General features: G+C 60.2%; 12 protein-coding genes and 1 tRNA gene. 7 read left to right on the top strand and 6 right to left on the bottom strand.

What is annotated here, in order from left to right:
• Together AArc1_RS12270 and AArc1_RS12265 are read left to right on the top strand one after the other, a co-directional pair.
• Nucleotides 1–1,839, top strand: a complete 1,839-nt coding sequence (locus tag AArc1_RS12270; protein WP_117364642.1) for an FAD-binding protein — start codon at nt 1–3, stop codon at nt 1,837–1,839.
• Nucleotides 1,840–1,936: 97 nt separating this feature from the next.
• Nucleotides 1,937–2,125, top strand: a complete 189-nt coding sequence (locus tag AArc1_RS12265) for a hypothetical protein (RefSeq protein ID WP_117364641.1) — start codon at nt 1,937–1,939, stop codon at nt 2,123–2,125.
• A 112-nt stretch (nt 2,126–2,237) separates the two neighbouring features.
• Here AArc1_RS12265 and AArc1_RS12260 read toward each other — a convergent pair whose 3' ends face one another.
• Nucleotides 2,238–2,432 (bottom strand): XapX domain-containing protein, encoded by a 195-nt coding sequence (locus AArc1_RS12260; protein ID WP_117364640.1) that lies wholly within the window; start codon nt 2,430–2,432, stop codon nt 2,238–2,240.
• 137 nt (nt 2,433–2,569) lie between these two features.
• Here AArc1_RS12260 and AArc1_RS12255 point away from each other — a divergent pair, with 137 nt between their 5' ends.
• Nucleotides 2,570–2,797 carry a MarR family transcriptional regulator gene (locus AArc1_RS12255; protein WP_117364639.1) on the top strand — a complete coding sequence of 76 codons (228 nt, stop codon included), beginning with the start codon at nt 2,570–2,572 and terminating at the stop codon, nt 2,795–2,797.
• A 193-nt stretch (nt 2,798–2,990) separates the two neighbouring features.
• Here the strand turns inward: AArc1_RS12255 and AArc1_RS12250 are convergent, their stop codons facing one another.
• Nucleotides 2,991–3,806 carry an HD domain-containing protein gene (locus tag AArc1_RS12250; RefSeq protein WP_117364638.1) on the bottom strand — a complete coding sequence of 272 codons (816 nt, stop codon included), beginning with the start codon at nt 3,804–3,806 and terminating at the stop codon, nt 2,991–2,993.
• A 55-nt stretch (nt 3,807–3,861) separates the two neighbouring features.
• Nucleotides 3,862–4,341 carry a redoxin domain-containing protein gene (locus AArc1_RS12245; RefSeq protein WP_117364637.1) on the bottom strand — a complete coding sequence of 160 codons (480 nt, stop codon included), beginning with the start codon at nt 4,339–4,341 and terminating at the stop codon, nt 3,862–3,864.
• A 397-nt stretch (nt 4,342–4,738) separates the two neighbouring features.
• Here AArc1_RS12245 and tatA point away from each other — a divergent pair, with 397 nt between their 5' ends.
• Nucleotides 4,739–5,044: a twin-arginine translocase TatA/TatE family subunit gene (tatA, locus tag AArc1_RS12240; RefSeq protein ID WP_117364636.1), complete on the top strand. Its 306-nt coding sequence runs from the start codon at nt 4,739–4,741 to the stop codon at nt 5,042–5,044.
• Between the two features lie 9 nt (nt 5,045–5,053).
• Nucleotides 5,054–5,126, top strand: a tRNA-Arg gene (locus tag AArc1_RS12235).
• A gap of 524 nt (nt 5,127–5,650) precedes the next feature.
• Here the strand turns inward: AArc1_RS12235 and AArc1_RS12230 are convergent.
• The 3 genes from AArc1_RS12230 to AArc1_RS12220 all read right to left on the bottom strand — a co-directional run bounded on the left by AArc1_RS12230 (nt 5,651) and on the right by AArc1_RS12220 (nt 8,642).
• Nucleotides 5,651–6,145, bottom strand: a complete 495-nt coding sequence (locus AArc1_RS12230) for a hypothetical protein (RefSeq protein ID WP_117364635.1) — start codon at nt 6,143–6,145, stop codon at nt 5,651–5,653.
• Between the two features lie 320 nt (nt 6,146–6,465).
• Nucleotides 6,466–7,692, bottom strand: a complete 1,227-nt coding sequence (locus AArc1_RS12225) for an acyl-CoA dehydrogenase family protein (protein ID WP_117364634.1) — start codon at nt 7,690–7,692, stop codon at nt 6,466–6,468.
• Nucleotides 7,693–7,874: 182 nt separating this feature from the next.
• Nucleotides 7,875–8,642: an SDR family NAD(P)-dependent oxidoreductase gene (locus AArc1_RS12220; protein WP_117364633.1), complete on the bottom strand. Its 768-nt coding sequence runs from the start codon at nt 8,640–8,642 to the stop codon at nt 7,875–7,877.
• A 407-nt stretch (nt 8,643–9,049) separates the two neighbouring features.
• On the opposite strand from AArc1_RS12220, the gene AArc1_RS12215 reads away from it, so the two are divergent.
• Together AArc1_RS12215 and AArc1_RS12210 are read left to right on the top strand one after the other, a co-directional pair.
• Nucleotides 9,050–12,802, top strand: coding sequence for a type II/IV secretion system ATPase subunit (locus AArc1_RS12215; RefSeq protein WP_117364632.1), 3,753 nt, complete (start codon nt 9,050–9,052; stop codon nt 12,800–12,802).
• The gene (locus tag AArc1_RS12210; RefSeq protein ID WP_117364631.1) at nt 12,799–14,862 is read left to right on the top strand and encodes a type II secretion system F family protein; all 2,064 of its coding nucleotides are present in this window, start codon (nt 12,799–12,801) and stop codon (nt 14,860–14,862) included. The genes AArc1_RS12215 and AArc1_RS12210 overlap by 4 nt, the downstream gene beginning before the upstream one ends.
• Nucleotide 14,863 lies beyond the last annotated feature (1 nt).

The raw sequence follows: 14,863 nt of genomic DNA, 5'->3' as shown, positions 1-14,863 counted from the left end.
ATGTACGAACACGATGTCATCGTGGTCGGCGCCGGTGGCGCCGGCCTTCGGGCCGCAATCGCAGCGCACGAGGCGGGTGCCGACACGGCACTCGTCACGAAACTCCACCCGGTCCGCAGTCACACCGGCGCGGCCGAGGGTGGAATCAACGCCGCCCTTCAAGAGGGCGACGACTGGGAACTCCACGCCTACGACACGATGAAAGGCTCCGACTACCTGGGCGACGCCCCGGCAGTCGAGACCCTCGCACAGGACTCCCCCGAGGACACGATGCGCTTAGAGCACTGGGGAATGCCCTTCTCACGTGAAGAAGACGGGCGAGTCTCCCAGCGACCGTTCGGTGGTCTCTCCTACCCACGAACGACGTATGCCGGTGCCGAAACCGGCCACCACCTGCTGCACGTGATGTACGAGCAGGTCGTCAAACGCGGCATCCAGGTGTACGACGAGTGGTACGTGATGAACCTCGCGACCAGCGACGAGCCCGACCCGAACGACCGCACCTGCCACGGCGTCGTCGCCTACGACGTCCAGTCCGGCAATATCGAGGGCTTCAAAGCGAACGACGGTGTTATCCTCGCGACCGGTGGCCCCGGCCAGGCGTTCGACCACACCACCAACGCCGTCTCCTGTACCGGCGACGGCCACGCCATCGCCTACCGCGCTGGCGTCCCGCTCGAGGACATGGAGTTCATCCAGTTCCACCCAACGTCGCTTCCTTCGACCGGCGTCCTCATCAGTGAGGGTGTCCGTGGAGAGGGCGGAATCCTCTACAACGAGGAAGGTGAGCGGTTCATGTTCGAATACGGCTACGCGAACAACTCCGGCGAACTCGCCAGCCGCGACGTCGTCTCGCGAGCCGAACTCACCGAGGTCAACGAGGGCCGTGGCGTCAACGACGAGTACGTCTACCTCGACATGCGCCACCTCGGCGAAGAACGCATCCTCGATCGCCTCGAGAACATCCTCCATCTCGCAGAGGACTTCGAGGGCGTCGACGGCCTCGTCGAGCCGATGCCGGTCAAGCCCGGCCAGCACTACGCGATGGGCGGGATCGAAACCGACGAGAACGGTCAGACCTGTATCGACGGCCTCTATGCGGCCGGCGAATGTGCCTGTGTCTCCGTCCACGGCGGAAACCGACTGGGTGGTAACGCCCTGCCCGAACTGATCGTCTTCGGTAAGCGCGCCGGCCGCCACGCCGCCGGTGAAGACCTCGGCGACGCCCAGATCCGGACCGGTTACGGTGAGGACGTCGAAGACGAAACCGACGCCGATCTTCCCGTCACGCCCGGCGAGGCCGGCATCGATACCGACGATGGAGTCGCTGCCGACGGTGGTGTCACAGCAGACGTTGAGGGACTGCTCGAGCGCACCGTCGAACGCGAGCGCGAACGCGTCGACCGACTGATGGACAAAGACGATGGCATCCAGCACGCCGAAATCCGCCAGAAGCTCCAGACGGCGATGACCGACTACGTCAACGTCTTCCGGACCGAGGAGGGCATCAAGAAGGCGCTGAAGGTCATCCGCGAGTGCCGCGAGGAGTACCAGGACGTCTACGTCGACGACCCGTCGCGAACGTTCAACACCGATCTCCAGCAGACCTACGAGACGCGGAACCTGATCGACGTCGCCGAGACGATCGCACTGGGTGCGCTCGTCCGCAACGAGTTCCGCGGTGCCCACTGGCGCCAGGAGCGCCAGGAACGTGACGACGAGAACTGGCTCAAACACACGCTAATCTCGTGGAACGGCGGTAAGCCCGACATCTTCTACCGTCCAGTCATCCTCGAGGGCGAAGAGAAGACCTACGAACCCAAGGTCCGTAGCTACTGACGTCACAGCCTGTTTTTTGGATGTGAAGCCGTTCTCACAGCCGCGTACGGACGGAGACCGGTAGGCATATCCTGTTTGCCCCGTTGCGATTCACTAGATGAGCCTCGAGCGATTCGTTCGTGTGAATTTGGTGCTCGTTCCCCTCCTCGCCGCCGCTGGCTACCTGTTCTACGAGTCGCTTCCAGTCGTCATCGTACCGTTCGGCGTCGCCTATCTCACGGTCGTCCTCGTTCTCTCGTTCGCCTGGGGTATGTCGCGGCTGACGCTAGCTCTGGACTCGCGGTGAGAACCGGGTCCAGTGTGGACTCGAATGCCCTCTGAGAGTTCGAGTTTGGCCCCAAGGGCCACGCCGGTCGGCGACGGTGAAGACAGGACCTGGTGTGTCTCTCGAGACGCAGTTACATACCGAGGGTCTCGAGGATATCGACGCCGATGTCGACGTATTCGATAAGCTTGTATCCCAGATAAATTCCGACGATACCCATGACGCCGGGAAACTCCGGCGGGGCCGGAATCGGGACGTTGAGAAATTGAAACAAGGCTCCTGTAAGCAGACCTGTCAACAGTGCGACCACGGTAAGCTGAACCGACATACCGTCAGTGTCTTCGGTGAACGTACAAAAGCGACACGCTCAGCGGTCCCAATCGGCCCCGACAGGAGCCGGGCACCCACCGACTTTCGACGATCGTTGAACTAGTATTTTAGTATCGTCGAAACAAATGCCCGAGTATGGAGTCAAAATCACGACACCGCACCGCCACCCCGATTCCGGACGCAATCGAATCGCCACGAGCGAAACTCGTGTATCTGTACGTAACGACTCGTGGCGAGACGACGGCTGAACAGCTTCGAGACGATCTCGGAATGCGAACGGGGACGACGCTCACAATACTCAGAACGCTACAGGAACGCGGCTATCTCGAGCGACAGGACGACCGAATCGTTCCACTCTCCTGATCGAGCACGTACCGGTCTGACTCGTCTGACGTGTACACTTGGGTTCTGATACTGTCGGACAGATCTATTGTGAGAGTTTGTCATTCCCATCCGGCGACATCTCTTCAGTGACTTTTGTCTGATAGTATGGGGTACTCTCGAGCAACCGTCCAAGCGGCAGCAGCGAGCTACCGACCGTGTCGGGGACAGTCCGTTACAGTTCGATGCGTTCGACCAGCTGTTCGTGCGTTTCGTTCGTGTTGACGGCCACGATACGGATCTGGTCAGCAAGTCCCGAACCGCGGAGTTTCGCCTTCAGGAGGTTGTCGACCTGGTAGACACCGGCTGCGTTGGTCATCGCGATTTCGACCATCACCGGCCGCGTCTCGCCTTCGTACAGTGAGACACGCTTGATCGCCTGGCTCGAGAGCGTGTTGATCCCGCGGCCGCCGTGTTCGTACGGGATGCGCGAGCGACCACTTTCCATATCGAGGGCGTCTGCGACGCGGATCACGCCCGCCTCCGTGGTCAGGGGCGTCTCGGACCGGTGGTGACAGAGGATCGCGTGCAGAATCTCACCTTTCATCCGAACACATTCGGCGACGTCGTAGAACTCCGGCAGAACCCTGTCGAGTACGTCCGAAGCCAGCGGAATCGAATAGTAGGCGTGTTCGTCTCGGTGAACAAGGTGACCGATGTCGTGTAGCGTGGCCGCAAAGGCGATGATGACAGATTCGTCTTCTTCCGAGAGCCCTTGCTGGCGGGCTCCATTGAAATCGACGTCACTTGCTTTTAGCAGATCGTACAGACAGAGAGCGCGGTTACGAACGATTTCGATGTGTTTTGCGCCGTGGTCGTTGTACTGCATGCGATCGACCGCGTTGACGTTCTGGGCCTCGAGGTAGGTCTGGATCTCCTCGTCAGCGTCGATAAACTCGAGGACGGCGTTGAGTTTCTCGTCGGGAAAGTTGTGCTCACTATCGGGATCGTAGACACGGCGGGGTTCCTCAGAGACGGCTGAATCGCTCATACAAGTACGTCTTCGGCCGACGAGAAAAGCCCTGCGCCGCGGGGAAGATGGCGGTTTACGCCGCGTCCGTAACGGCGGCTTCGACCTCGTCGTAGTCGGGTTCGACACCAGGGTCGTCGCTGACCCAGGCGTAGGTAACCTCGCCGTCCCCGTCGACGACGAAGACCGAGCGCTTGGCGACGCCGTAGACACCGAGGTCGTCGAAGTCCATCGAGATCCCGTACTCGTCGACGATTTCGGCGTTGAAATCGCTGATCAGGCCGAACTCGAGGTCGTTTTGCGCACGGAACTCGTTGAGCGTAAACGGCGAGTCACGGCTGACGCCGTAGACGCTTGCGTCTACGTCGTCGAACGCCGCCAGGCGATCCTGGAACGTACACATCTCGTTGGTACAGACGCTCGTGAACGCGCCGGGGAAGAACGCGAGGACGATCGGTGCCTCGTCCGCGACGCGCTCGGACAGCGAGAACGACTCGACATCGCCGGTTGCAAGCGGTGCAGTGAAATCGGGGGCTGCGTCTCCAGTTTCAGGCATCAGGAGTCCATTTCGTTCATATCGGAAAGACAGTTTCGTTCCCGGAAGGTCACTCAGTGTGAGCGCATCGCCGTTAGTTCGTCCACCATGGATTTACTCATCGAACCATCGACCGACCGCAGGCGACACGTCGCTCCAACAGGGCGATCAGACCGCACTCGGTCGCGTGAGGACCGCTTCCTGACGGTCGTCGAAAGCTGATCGGTTCACGGCGGCACAACCGACGGACCCAGCACACCCCGAACAGTGCCGAGGCCGTCCGGGAGGCGACCGATTTATACTGGCGCAACGCCGCCGGTTTGGCCGGATTCCTCCGATAACGGGACGTTCGTTGACGCTTGCTTTACTGTGTGGTCCAAAAAGGTTATAATTGCCAGCGGGTAAGCCACGCATAGAGATGGTAGCCGAAATCGCACCGCTGTTCATCCCCGGCGCACCCGGGGGTCCGGAACTACTGATCATCCTTTTCATCGCCATCTTGCTGTTCGGGGCCAACAAGATCCCGAAGCTGGCTCGATCGACGGGAGAGGCCATGGGCGAATTCCAAAAGGGGCGTGAAAAGGTCGAAACGGAACTCGAAGAAATGCGCGAGACGGGTGACTTCGATGACGAAGACGAGGACACCGACTTCGTCGACACGGAGCCTGTCACGGCCGAAGATAACGAGGAGACCGAAACCGAAACCGAGACCGAAACCAACTGATTTTCTCGGGGGCGTGTGGCCTAGCGGAGAGGGCAGAAGGTTCCTAACCTTCTGATCGCGGGTTCGAATCCCGTCACGCCCGTCCGCGACAAACGGCCGTGAGGAGCATGGGTCCGGAGATCCGAACCACGCAAGGCCGAGCGAAACGAGGTCTCGCCATCGGCTTCGAATCCCGTTACGTCGGCTCACTCGACGACTCGCTGTACACGTCACCTCGTTGTACGAACATACCGGATGCATGAACCCTGCGGCCACGCATAACGGACGACGTGGGAGAGCAGTAGCGAGTCCGTCGAGTTTGCTCTCCTCACGCCGCCCACAGCAGCCTCAGCATGCGAATGGGGCGCTCGAGCGGTCGAAAACTCCGTTTCGGTCCCGATGTCTCGATCGACGTCCGCACCTGTGCTGGTGACCGGTGCACAGTCGAAACGGTCCTCGAGTACGAGACTTACCCGTCGCGAAGACAGGTATCCCGCTACTCACGGGCGTGACGTGTCCGTTCGTATAGGCTGTGAGACCTATCCGATCACACCACCTTCAAATAAGGAACGGCCGCAGCCGTGAGCGAGTAGGGTGGCGAAGAGGCCACGGCTTCTTGTGTCGACTTCAGCCGCTGTAGTCGTTGGAGTCGTTTTCTTCGACGGGCCGCGTATCGAGTTCGACGCTGCTGGTCTGCATTCGGTGACCGTCTTCATACGATTCAATTCTGGCGTTCCCTGCCTCGAGAACGCGGTCCGGTTGTGGCTTGTCGTCTTTAGTTTTCTTTTTGGGTTCGGTTGCCGGTTCGACGCGCTCTTTCTTCTTGGGTTCAGTTGCCGGTTCGACACGCTCTTTCTTCTCGGGTTCGGCTGCCGGCTCGACGCGTTCTTTCTCCTTGGGTTCGGCTGCCGGTTCGACGCGTTCTTTCTTCTTGGGTTCAGTTGCCGGTTCGACACGCTCTTTCTTCTTGGGTTCGGCTGCTGGCTCGACGCGTTCTTTCTTCTTTCGTTTTTCGTGGCCACTCGCCGCTGCGGTACTAGAGAGGCCGATTCCGCCGAGGGCAACTGCTCCTGCGGCCCGAAGAAGGCGTCGTCGATTTGCTGTTGTGTCATTCGAGTTCATCCGGATCCAGGGTGGTACTCACCCTGTCCTGGCCGTAGGCGGTTCATTGCTATGAGGCGTAACTACCGTTACGTCAAGTAACCACGTCTAACGGTTTTGCTCCCCGGCCGTTCGAGTAACTATCGCCACTTACATCCGACGCGACCTGTCCGATCGGACGAAAACAATCGTTAATTAGCTTTCGAGCCGCTGGGAGCAGTATCTAATCTGTGATGACGGCCGGTCATGGGTTGCATACACCAGTCGGTTCGACCGACGAATTCGAAACGACTCGAGTAGGAGTTGCGGGATTTCGGCCGCCGATACCCCAGCTACCACGTTCAGGTGCTGGTTGGCGTCCCAAATCTGGTCAGTGGCTCGAGTTCTTCGTCGGAGACGTCGTCGAATGCGGCGCGAGCGATGACGCGGCGGTGGACCTCGTCTGCGCCGTCGACGATGCGGAACTGGCGGATGGACTCGTAGAAATCAGAAAGCGGGAGGTCTTTCCCGATGCCGTTTGCGCCACAGCACTGGACTGCAAGGTCAATCGCGTCCTGGGTGACGTTCGCGGTGAACACCTTACACATCGAGACCTGGACGCGGGCCTGGTCGCCGGCGGCGATACGATCGGCCGCATCGCGGATCGCCGTCCGGGCGACGTGGAGGTTCGTCTCGGCGTCGGCGATCCGGTGACGAAGCGACTGTTTGTCCGAAAGCGTCGAGTCGAATCCTTCCCGCTCGCTCAGGTAGGCTTTGGCGATCTCGAGTGCGCGCTGGGCCATCCCGGAGTAGCGCATGCAGTGAGTCAGGCGGGCGGGGCCGAGCCGTTCTTGGGCGTGGACGAATCCACGATCGAGGTCGCCAAGCAGGTGTTCGTCGGGGACGCTGACGCCGTCGTAGCGGATCTCTGCGTGTGAGGCGCCGCGGTTCCCCCCGCCCATGTGCGGGACGTCGCGAAGTACCTCGACGCCGTCGGCGTCGGCCGGCACCAGAAAGAGCGAACACCCCTCGTACGGGTGGGCGTCCGGATTCGTTCGGGCAAGGACGATCAGGATGTCCGCCTCGACGCCCTGTGTCGTCCACCACTTGTGGCCATCGATGACCCATTCGTCACCGTCCCGCGTTGCCGTGGTCTGGATCATCTTTGGGTCCGAGCCAGCACCCTGCATCGGTTCCGTCATCGAGAATCCGGACGTCAACTCGCCTGCAACGAGGGGCTCGAGATACGTCTCCTTCTGGAGGTCGTCACCGGCCAGCTCGAGGAGGTGCATGTTGCCCTCGTCGGGGGCGTCGACGCGCATCGCGACCGATCCGAGGAGACTCCGTCCTGCCTCCTCGAAGGTCGGAAGCGCATCGCGAAAGCTGAGCCCCATCCCACCGTGGGCTTTGGGTATCTGCGGTGCGTAAACCTCGTACTCACGGGCTGCCTCGCGGAGTTCTGCAACGGTTCCACTCGAGATCGTTACCCCGCCAGCACGCGCCCGTTCGATCGGAAGAACGACCTCGTCCATCAGTTCGCGGGCCCGCGACGCTACCGCCTGTGCTCGTTCGGAGTCATCGTATCTCATACAAACGCGAACTCACGGCCGGATCAAAGGATCGGTGGCTACTCCCAGCCTGGAAGAACGAGAGTAATATTTTTAACGTTGTTTGGGTTAAATGCGCCAATAGCTTACAAAATTAGCTTTCGGAAAGGCTCGAACAGGTGTGGACACGCCCGACTACTAATACGGGCCCGACGAGCCGGACGTCATCTCGCCGTCCAACCACCGTCCACCGAGAGACAGGTCCCGGTGACGAAACGCGCCGCGTCGCTCGCGAGGAAGACGACCGGGCCAGCGACTTCCTCAGGGTCTGCGAACCGATTCAGTGGGGTTCGCTCGAGGATCGATCGCCTGAGCCCGTCGTCCGCCTCGAGTTCTTCAGTGAGCTCCGTCGAGACGTAGCCGGGTGCGACGGCGTTGACTCGAACGTCCGGTGCCCAGTCGAGCGCCATGCTTCTGGTGAGCCCAACCAGGCCGTGTTTCGAGGCAACGTACGGGTGTTGGCGTGGGAGACCGACGACCCCGCCCACGCTCGCAACGTTGATCACCACTCCATTGTCGCTCTCGAGGAGGGGCTCTGCGGCAGCCGTCGTTACCTCGTACGCGCCCGTGAGGTTGACGTCGAGAACGCGCTCGAGGCTCTCTTTCGAGACAGTCTCGGGGCGACCAAGTGCGTCGGCCGGATTGAATCCGGCGTTGTTGACGACGACATCGACGCCACCGAACGTCTCGACGGTCTCACCGACCACGTTCGCAACGGCGGCTGGATCGGTTACGTCGGCACTGATCGCGAGGGCCTCACCGCCGTCGTCGGCGATTCGTTCGGCGACGGCTTCGATTTCTGTGGTCGACCGAGCGGTCGGGACGACGGTAGCACCATTGTTCGCCAGTTCGACCGAAATCGCCCGTCCGATGCCACGTCCACCACCGGTGACGATCGCAGTCTGTCCCTCGAGATCGAATAGCTCGCTCATTACCCATGAGTGGTGAGTCAGCATACATCAAACTATACCGTCGAACGAACCCGTTCACAGACTGAAGGCTGTGATCTCGGTGATCGACGAAACGGAGTACCGATAGAGTGGCCGTGATCGCCCCGCAGTTTCAGCGTCGGGCCGCAGATGTTGACCCAACGTGGTTCGTCCTCGACGAAATGTAAGTCTGTCAATAGTTTGGTCGAATTAGGGAGTAAATTTCACAATTAAAATTAGCGTATAATGAGTTAACCAATCCCTGTAGCCAACAGCGACACGTCCGGGATAGTGACGGTACTATAGAATTTCGCTCGGTTAGCAAACGGGTGATCTGTTGCGTGAAGTGATTATCAGAACTGGTAGCCAGCACATGAATTTTTTGAAGGGTGGGTGTCTGGTTAAATCCAATGGCTATTGATGAGGCCGACCAGTCAGACGCCGGGGACTTTTCGGAGGGCGAGGCGTCTGACTCAGCGTCGGAGGAGGCGAAAGACAGTGCTGCCGACTTACGTCGTCGCGTCCGTGTCGGTACGTACACGTGGGCTGAGTTTATGGAGGATCACGGACACGGAGACGAGGTGTCCGAGCTGTATCCATCGGGTCCAGAGCCGGAGGAGCAACTGGGACTCGACACCGACGAGGGAACCGAACCGACGGTTCCGAGCGGCGACGACTGGGACGACGTCTCGTTCGACCCCGAACCGTATCTGGGTTTTCACCCGGACGAGCTCGAGGAGTGGGTGTTACCTATCGCCGGTGACAACCGGGACGTCCTCGAAGATCGCTTTCTCGAGTACGTCGACCCCGAGACGACACCGGTCGTCAAAGACGTCTGGACCTGGGAACACTACAAATGGGAGTACTACTACGACGACGACGGGAGCCGACCCCGAGACAAAAACGGCGAGATCGTCCCACACGACGACAAATCTGCGCTCGGATTCGATCCCGACGAAACCGAACGTCGTCTCGCCCAAGCCGGCAGCGCAGCGTCGGCGTTGGCCGATGTCGTCGACGAGCGAACGGTCAACGTCCAGGACGAACTGGATGAAGACGAGTTCTTCTCCAATGCCGACGGGACCACGACCGTGTCTAACCGGTACGACCTCGAGAAGGCCGTTCCGCTCGAGAAGAAGACCCACTACCGCGAGGTCGAACGCTACTGGGTAAACAAACCGTACGCCTACGTCGTCATCTTCCACTCAGAGAAGGAAAACGAGAAGAAGTACTACGTCATCGAGCCGTACGTAAACGAGATCGAAACTGAACTTACCGAGTTTCTCTCCGGGAAGCTCCGGACGGCGATCAAGTATTCCGACGAGGGAATCAAGGAAAAAGCCAGTGAGGACGGCCGTCGGTCGGTCATCGAAGACGAAACGCGGCGTCTGCTGAAGCGATACGACCTCTTCGAGAAGACGGCCAGTCCGATAGGCGACGGATTGCTCGAGTCGGTGAAGTCGATGTTTGCCGACGACGAAACGGACGACGCCGACGACGAAACCGTTACAGGAACCGAACTCGAGGGCATCGAGGTTCGGCCGGAACCGATACTTCTCGCGGAAGATCCGGACACACTGAACGAGTATCAGGTCGAAAAACTGCTGTACCTGCTCAAACGCGACTTCATCGGCTACGAGCGGATCGACGGCATCAAACACGACATCAACGTCGAGGACATCTCCTGTGACGGGTACAACTCGCCAGTCTTCGTCTATCACTCCGAGTACGAACAGATCATCAGCAACATCTACCACGGCGAGGACGAACTCGACGACTTCGTCGTCAAACTCGCCCAGCGCTCTGGCAAGGGGATCAGCAAGCGACTGCCCCAGGTCGACGCGACGTTGCCCGACGGCTCGCGTGCCCAGTTGACCCTCGGCAAGGAAGTCTCCGATCACGGTACCAACTACACCATCCGTCAGTTCAAGGACGTTCCGTTCACCCCGATCGACCTCATCAACTGGAACACCTTCTCCCTGGACGAGATGGCGTTCCTCTGGCTCGCCATCGAGAACCACAAGAGCCTGATCTTCGCCGGAGGTACCGCATCCGGGAAGACGACCTCGCTGAACGCGGTCTCGCTGTTTATTCCCTCGAGCGCGAAGATCGTCTCCATCGAAGACACCCGCGAGGTCGAACTTCCACAGCGTAACTGGATCGCGAGCGTTACCCGGCCGTCGTTCTCCGACGACGAGCAGGGCGACGTCGACGAGTTCGACCTGCTCGAGGCCGCACTCCGCCAGCGACCCGACTACATCGTCATGGGTGAGATCCGTGGTGAGGAAGGTCGAACGCTGTTCCAGGTCATGTCGACCGGCCACACGACTTACACCACCTTCCACGCCGACTCCGTCGACGAGGTCCTGAAACGATTCACGACGGACCCGATCAACGTCTCGAAGACGATGTTCACTGCGCTGGATCTCGTCTCGATCCAGACCCAGACGCGGGTGCAAGGCCGGAAAGTCCGCCGGAACAAGTCGCTCACCGAGATCAACCACTACGAGGCCGAACACGACGAAATCAACGTCCAGGACGTCTACCAGTGGCAAGCCGAGACCGACGAGTTCCTCAAAATGGGCGACTCGAACACCCTAGAGGAGATCCGGTTCGATCGCGGCTGGAACCGCGAGAAACTCGAGCACGAACTGTTCAAACGAGAGGTCATTCTCGCGTACCTGATCAAAAACGGCCTGAACACGTACGCAGAAGTGGCCGCGACCGTCCAGGCGTTTATCAACGACCCCGAGACGATTCTGACGCTCATCGCCAACGGAGACTTAGAGGAGAGTCTCGAGGACCTCCGTGAGATGGAGAGCGTCCTGATCGACGTCGACCCGGAGAAAGAAGCGCTCGTCCCGCGTCCCGACGCCACGACGGAGACCTACAACCTCTCGACGGACCTCCTCGAGCGCGCCGAAGAGTCGCTGTTCGAGGAGTTCCGTGGAAAGACCCCGAGTGGCCTCTCGAGTGCACTCGGCGACGTCGAGGAAGAAGAGCCGATCGACGTCGAGCAAGACGACGAAGCCGACGGATTCGACTTCGACAGCGAGTTCGGTGACGACGGCTGGGAGTTCGACGATGCCACCACGTTCTCGACGGAGCAGGCGGACGACGAGCAGCCAGCTTGGTTGACCGACGACGGCGACTTCGACGCTGCCGACGCCGATGCAGGCGAACCGGTTGCCGAAGCAGAATCGGACGCAAATGCGCTCGATCCCGCCGCTGACGGCGAATCCGACGCAGACGATCCTGATCCACTGCCAGCGGTCGCAGCCGACGACACTGCCGATACGATCGAGGCGGAGACGGCGGAACTCGACACACTGTTCGACGACATGGGAGACACGCTGGAAACGATCTCCGACCTCGACGACACCGATGAGTCGTCGGCCACGAGCGATGCCGGATCGATGTTCCCAGACGGGAAACTCGAGGCGGTGTTCGACCCACGCTCTGAGCGCGATGGATCGGCGGCCGAGGAAGCGGGACCGACCGATCCCGGCCAACAGGCCGAGATGGAACCCGATCTCGAAGAGGTGGGCTCGCGCGAACGCGGGACGGACGAAACCGATGACGGCGAACTCGGACCTTCTCGAGACGGAGCTAAACGCGACGAGTTAGATCCTGACGGGGCAGACAGCCTCTTGAGCGATGGGGCGACAGACTCGAACGATCGATCGACAGAGACGTCAGCCGAAGTGGCAGAGCCACTCTCACAAGAGGGGCAAGACGAGACGGCCGATACCCCCTCGGGAGCCGAGCAAAAAGCGGGGGATAACGCCCTCGAGAACGTGTCGAGTCGTCTTGATGAGGACGAACCGAAAGACAACGTCGTCCACGAGTTCGACGAAGCCCACGATATCGACTCGGAGCCCGATCACGAAACAGACTCGGAGCCAGACCAGAACCGCTCCAGCCCCAAACCCGAGGGTACCGATCCAGCCACCGTGTCGGGCCGGGACCCCGATACCGACTCCGTATTCGGCTCCCAGTCAGAGTCGCCGTTCAGTGAAAGCCAGACCGGCGCGAGTGACGACGAGGACGGCGGATCGCTGTTCTCCGACGCGAGCGAGGCGACGGCGGATTCGATTTTTGCCAGTGACAGAGACAACGAGGCCGGCGAGGAAGCCGTGGACGACGAGGACCGAGACGCATGAGCTTACAAACAGACGACCGATCAGCTGCGGGTGGGATGTCCGCGAGTTCCGACGCACTCGGCGAGCTGTTTTACCCGCTGTACGACCGGGCGTTCGACGAAGACAGTGAGTTCGTCTCTGACGTCGAGACAAAACTCGCCCAGGCCCGGATGACGGATACGGTCGAACTGTACCTCTCACGGGCACTCGGCGTCGGGGTCATCAGCGGACTCGTACTGTGGCTACTCGGACTGTTGCTCGGCTACGGGCTATTCGGGACCGGATTCATCCAGATCGACCACCTGATCGGGGTCCCGGTCGGAAGCGAAACGGTGCTCGAGATCATCGAGGCGGTTCGGATTCCCGCGTTGATACTCGGAATCGGCCTCGTGTTCGGTACTATTGGGTTCGGGCTGGGTTTTGGCTCGCTCGTGGCGATCCCCTACTCGCGTGCGTCCGCTCGAAAGCGCGAGATCAACATGTTGCTCACGGACTCCGTTTCGTTTATGTACGCCCTGTCGGTAGGTGGACTGAACCAACTCGAGATCATCGAGGCGATGGCCCAGGCCGACGACACGTACGGCGAGGTCGCAAAGGAGTTCCAGAGCATCGTCAAAGAGACCGAGTACTTCGACGTCGATTACCGGACGGCGATCCGTAAGCAGGCTCTCGAGACGCCGAGTGACGAACTTTCGCAGTTTTTGACGGACATGCTTTCGATCGTCAACAGCGGCGGTGATATGCAGAGTTTCCTCGAGGACAAGAAAGAACTCCACATGCGAACCGCAAAACAGGAACAGGAACTCACGCTCGATACGCTCGAGTTGTTCGGCGAAATGTACATGACGCTCTCGCTGTTCCCGCTGTTGTTGATCATCATCATGGTCGTCATGCAGATGATGCCCCAGGCGGACGTCACCAACGAGATGCTCTATCTGACGGTGTACGCGCTCATCCCGTTGACCGGAATCGGGTTTCTCGTCCTGGTTTCGACCGTCAAACACGACGAGCCAGGGGATGGCTACCTCTCGATGGGCGGGACCGATCGCCGAGTCGACGCCGAACGGGATGGCGGTGTCCTCGACCTCGGACTCGTCCGGCAGTTCACCGGCGAGCACAGCGTCTTCGACCGGATCAAAAACCGCGAAGGGACCTACGAGACGATGGAGGTACTGCGGAGACCACACATCTTCTTCCGGGATAACCCGCTGTACACCCTCGTAGTAACGGTGCCGGTCTCACTCGTCCTCGTCGCGACGGCCATTATGCTCACCTCCGTCCCGACCTCGTGGAGCGGGATGATCGCAAATCCCGTCTGGGGGACGTTCATTTACGTCTACGTCCCACTGTACGTCATCGCGGTTCCGCTGTCGATATTTAGAGAGTGGAACGTGCGCCACAGAACTGCCGTCGTCGGCCAGCTCTCAGAAGACCTCCGAAAACTCTCGAGTTCGAACGACACCGGACTGACTCTGCTCGAGTCGCTGCAAGCCGTCGCAGAGACGACGAGTGGCAAGCTCGCTCGTGAGTTCGAGATGATGCACACGAAGGTCAACTACGGGACGAGCCTGAAAGAGGCGCTCATCGAGTTCAACAACAAGTACCACATCCCACGGCTCGCCCGGACCACGCGGCTGATCACGGAGGCCCAGGAAGCGTCGAACCAGATTTCTGCCGTCCTCCGGACGGCCGCCCGCGCCAGCGAAAATCATGACGACATCGAACGTGAGCGCAAGTCACGGACGCGCATGCAGGTCGTCATCATCATTATGACGTTCCTGACCGTTCTGGCGGTGATCGCGATCCTCCAGACGCAGTTCATCGATACGATGTCCGGACTCGAGCCAGCGGAGACGGACACCGATGCCGGAGGGGATGCTGGCGGACTCGCGGACGCGGACATGGCCGATAATATCCAGGTCGACTTGCTCTCGACGTTGTTCTTCCACGCGATCACCCTTCAGGGGATCCTCGCTGGCTTCATCTGTGGATACATTCGCGACGCCGACGTGTTGAGTGGGCTGAAGTACGTGATCGCGCTGGCGACGATTGCGCTCGTCGGCTGGGCAGTGGTGGCCTGAT

Origin of the sequence: Natrarchaeobaculum sulfurireducens (genome assembly GCF_003430825.1) — an archaeon.
GTDB classification, from domain to species: domain Archaea; phylum Halobacteriota; class Halobacteria; order Halobacteriales; family Natrialbaceae; genus Natrarchaeobaculum; species Natrarchaeobaculum sulfurireducens.
Note: the sequence above shows the minus strand (reverse complement) of the source record. Positions and strands in the feature narration are given on the sequence as shown.

What these genes read in the sequence shown, in the direction of transcription:
- AArc1_RS12270 (WP_117364642.1), top strand. Translation starts at nt 1, where the DNA reads ATGTACGAACACGATGTCATCGTGGTCGGCGCCGGTGGCGCCGGCCTT.
- AArc1_RS12265 (WP_117364641.1), top strand. Translation starts at nt 1,937, where the DNA reads ATGAGCCTCGAGCGATTCGTTCGTGTGAATTTGGTGCTCGTTCCCCTC.
- AArc1_RS12260 (WP_117364640.1), bottom strand. Translation starts at nt 2,432, where the DNA reads ATGTCGGTTCAGCTTACCGTGGTCGCACTGTTGACAGGTCTGCTTACA.
- AArc1_RS12255 (WP_117364639.1), top strand. Translation starts at nt 2,570, where the DNA reads ATGGAGTCAAAATCACGACACCGCACCGCCACCCCGATTCCGGACGCA.
- AArc1_RS12250 (WP_117364638.1), bottom strand. Translation starts at nt 3,806, where the DNA reads ATGAGCGATTCAGCCGTCTCTGAGGAACCCCGCCGTGTCTACGATCCC.
- AArc1_RS12245 (WP_117364637.1), bottom strand. Translation starts at nt 4,341, where the DNA reads ATGCCTGAAACTGGAGACGCAGCCCCCGATTTCACTGCACCGCTTGCA.
- tatA (WP_117364636.1), top strand. Translation starts at nt 4,739, where the DNA reads ATGGTAGCCGAAATCGCACCGCTGTTCATCCCCGGCGCACCCGGGGGT.
- AArc1_RS12230 (WP_117364635.1), bottom strand. Translation starts at nt 6,145, where the DNA reads ATGAACTCGAATGACACAACAGCAAATCGACGACGCCTTCTTCGGGCC.
- AArc1_RS12225 (WP_117364634.1), bottom strand. Translation starts at nt 7,692, where the DNA reads ATGAGATACGATGACTCCGAACGAGCACAGGCGGTAGCGTCGCGGGCC.
- AArc1_RS12220 (WP_117364633.1), bottom strand. Translation starts at nt 8,642, where the DNA reads ATGAGCGAGCTATTCGATCTCGAGGGACAGACTGCGATCGTCACCGGT.
- AArc1_RS12215 (WP_117364632.1), top strand. Translation starts at nt 9,050, where the DNA reads ATGGCTATTGATGAGGCCGACCAGTCAGACGCCGGGGACTTTTCGGAG.
- AArc1_RS12210 (WP_117364631.1), top strand. Translation starts at nt 12,799, where the DNA reads ATGAGCTTACAAACAGACGACCGATCAGCTGCGGGTGGGATGTCCGCG.